This window comes from Bacillus sp. CH_70, from assembly GCF_038007045.1.
Classification (GTDB): domain Bacteria; phylum Bacillota; class Bacilli; order Bacillales; family Bacillaceae_G; genus Bacillus_A; species Bacillus_A cereus.
Window position 1 is genome coordinate 297,501 of sequence record NZ_JBBOWL010000001.1, and the last position, 2,500, is coordinate 300,000.

The window sequence follows — 2,500 nt, forward strand, 5'->3', positions numbered from 1 at the left end:
AGAGGACCGGGATGGACGCACCGCTGGTGTACCAGTTGTTCTGCCAAGGGCATAGCTGGGTAGCTATGTGCGGAAGGGATAAGTGCTGAAAGCATCTAAGCATGAAGCCCCCCTCAAGATGAGATTTCCCATAGCGTAAGCTAGTAAGATCCCTGAAAGATGATCAGGTTGATAGGTTCGAGGTGGAAGCATGGTGACATGTGGAGCTGACGAATACTAATAGATCGAGGACTTAACCATATAATATGTAGCAATGTTATCTAGTTTTGAAGGAATATGCCTTCATAGTTTGGTGATGATGGCAGAGAGGTCACACCCGTTCCCATACCGAACACGGAAGTTAAGCTCTCTAGCGCCGATGGTAGTTGGGACCTTGTCCCTGTGAGAGTAGGACGTCGCCAAGCAAAAACCTAAGTCGTTTCGACTTAGGTTTTTTTGTGTTTATTTTTATTACTTAAAATATAAAGGTAAGAATTACCTTTTATAAGGGTATAGTCGAGATATAAAAAAAAGGTTATGCAAAAAGTAGCAATCTAGCTCTTTTTGCATAACCTTTTGTGTTTTTAAAGGATTTTACATAAGAAAAAATCTATAATTAAGGTAGTTAACATATATTTTTGATGGGTGTGGGGGATTATGAAAGAAATATGCATGTTATTAGTGGCTGTTATATTATGGGGGACAGCTATTGCGCCAACAAAATGGGCGTTAGAATCTATTCAGCCGTTTACTTTGTTGTTTATTCGTCTTTTCTTTGCAGGTGGAATTTGTATGCTATTTTCATTTAAGCAACTACAAAAATCAGTTGTACATAAAAAAGTTCCATGGAAAAGAATGAGTTTGTTAGCTTTTACCGGTGTAGCTGGGTATTTTATGTTCACATCGTACGGTATTTCTTTAACAAGTGGATTACATGTTAGTATCATAGATGCTGCATTACCATTAGTTACAATTCTTTTTTCAGCATTCTTTTTGAAAGAGAAAATTCGATTGAATTATTGGATAGGAATTATATTGGGTGCTATAGGAGTACTCTTTATTACGATTCCATCTAAAAGTGCTGATCAAGAAGTGTCTTTAATAGGAGATATACTGATATTATTAAGTACTTTTCTATTTGCTTTCTACACGGTTTTGCTAAAACGACCAAAACAAGAACAGTATTTATCAAACGAGGTTTTTACAACATTAACTTTAATTATTGGAGCTGTTATTCTATTACCATTTGCACTGGTAGAAATTCTTTATTACGGTTTACCGAAGATTGAAACTTGGAAAACGGGACTTAGTGTAATATACCTTGTTATTGGAGCAACAATTTTAGCGTATTGGTTTTGGAATAAAGCGCTAGAGAGAGTTTCAGCATCAGTAAGCGGATTATATTTAAATGCATTACCGTTAATAAGTATTGTTACTTCAATTATTCTATTAAATGAATCTCTGACATGGAGAGTAATAATGGGAGCGAGTTTAGTTTTAATTGGAGTAGGATGGGCGGATAAGCAAAAGTTATGTAATCTATTAAAAGGTAACAAGGTGGAGAATAGAGACTGTTAAACAGTATGATTTATATAATTGAAATGTAAAAAAGATACCTTATATATGAGGTATCTTTTTTATTTAGCAAAGATAATAGACTAAAATTAGTATGGATATTCTTTGCTGTATTTATATGTGTCGAAATCATTTTGAAATATTGTTTGAACAAGTTGTATACATTCAGTATCATAAAAGCTTTCAAAAGTTGGATGACGGGGAAATAAAGGATCAGTAATATCGCCTTCGCTAAAATTCCCTTTATAAATCATGGCGGGAGTTTGATGATGCCATGATGTTGAGAACTCATTTATTGGTGCGTTTTTTAATTCGAAACGCTTTTCTAATTCTTTCATTTCCTGATCAAAGTTTTCTAAGTATATATAATTGGTGACATATTCTTCTTCACCAGCTATATATTGTTGTGTGAAATGTGGGTTAATATCACTTGCGTGAGCCCCTTTCATAAATAGATAGTATAGAAATTGTTTAAATGAGATCCCTTTGGGGGAATTTTCATCTTGATATAAAAACTTTCGGATGGGTTTCCATTCGGGATTTTCCATATAAGGAGGTCCAATTAAGGATACGAAAGAACTGACTGCTCTCCTATAAGGGTTACGAACAAGTTTAAACGTTTCTTTTTGTTTTTCTCGCAGCGCTACTCCTAGTCGTACACTATAAGCAGGTGTACTTTTGTATATATCATATTCATAATTATGAATGAAAGGACTATAACTTAGAGCTGTTTGCAATAAATCAATCTGGTAAAAGAACCAATTGGCAAGAGAAGTGCAACCGCTTTTTTGACTCCAAAATAGAATGATGGGAAACTTCCTATGATAGTGTGGGCTTCTTGAATGGGCGCTTATGGTGTTTAATAAAGAAGGATCGAACAAGTTCTACACTCCTTTCAGTTATTTTACTGATATGTATGAGGAATAAAGAGGGGGTATGAGAGTCT

2 protein-coding genes and 2 rRNA genes (1 of these 4 running past the window's edge) are annotated in these 2,500 nt (G+C 34.8%); 3 read left to right on the forward strand and 1 reads right to left on the reverse strand.

Translation table 11 applies throughout. The annotated features are described in order from the left end of the window. From N2V79_RS01610 to N2V79_RS01620, 3 genes are all read left to right on the forward strand, one after another. A 23S ribosomal RNA gene (locus N2V79_RS01610) occupies positions 1-240 on the forward strand; it begins 2,682 nt to the left of the window's first position. A 48-nt stretch (positions 241-288) separates the two neighbouring features. Beyond that, positions 289-404: ribosomal RNA gene (gene rrf, locus N2V79_RS01615) — 5S ribosomal RNA — on the forward strand. A gap of 232 nt (positions 405-636) precedes the next feature. Then, positions 637-1,557 carry a DMT family transporter gene (locus N2V79_RS01620; protein ID WP_000658281.1) on the forward strand — a complete coding sequence of 307 codons (921 nt, stop codon included), beginning with the start codon at positions 637-639 and terminating at the stop codon, positions 1,555-1,557. Positions 1,558-1,643: 86 nt separating this feature from the next. Here N2V79_RS01620 and N2V79_RS01625 read toward each other — a convergent pair whose 3' ends face one another. Further along, positions 1,644-2,435, reverse strand: coding sequence for a sulfotransferase family 2 domain-containing protein (locus tag N2V79_RS01625; RefSeq protein WP_000460203.1), 792 nt, complete (start codon positions 2,433-2,435; stop codon positions 1,644-1,646). Positions 2,436-2,500 lie beyond the last annotated feature (65 nt).

Coding starts and splice junctions, on each gene's coding strand:
- N2V79_RS01620 (WP_000658281.1), top strand. CDS start 637: ATGAAAGAAATATGCATGTTATTAGTGGCTGTTATATTATGGGGGACA.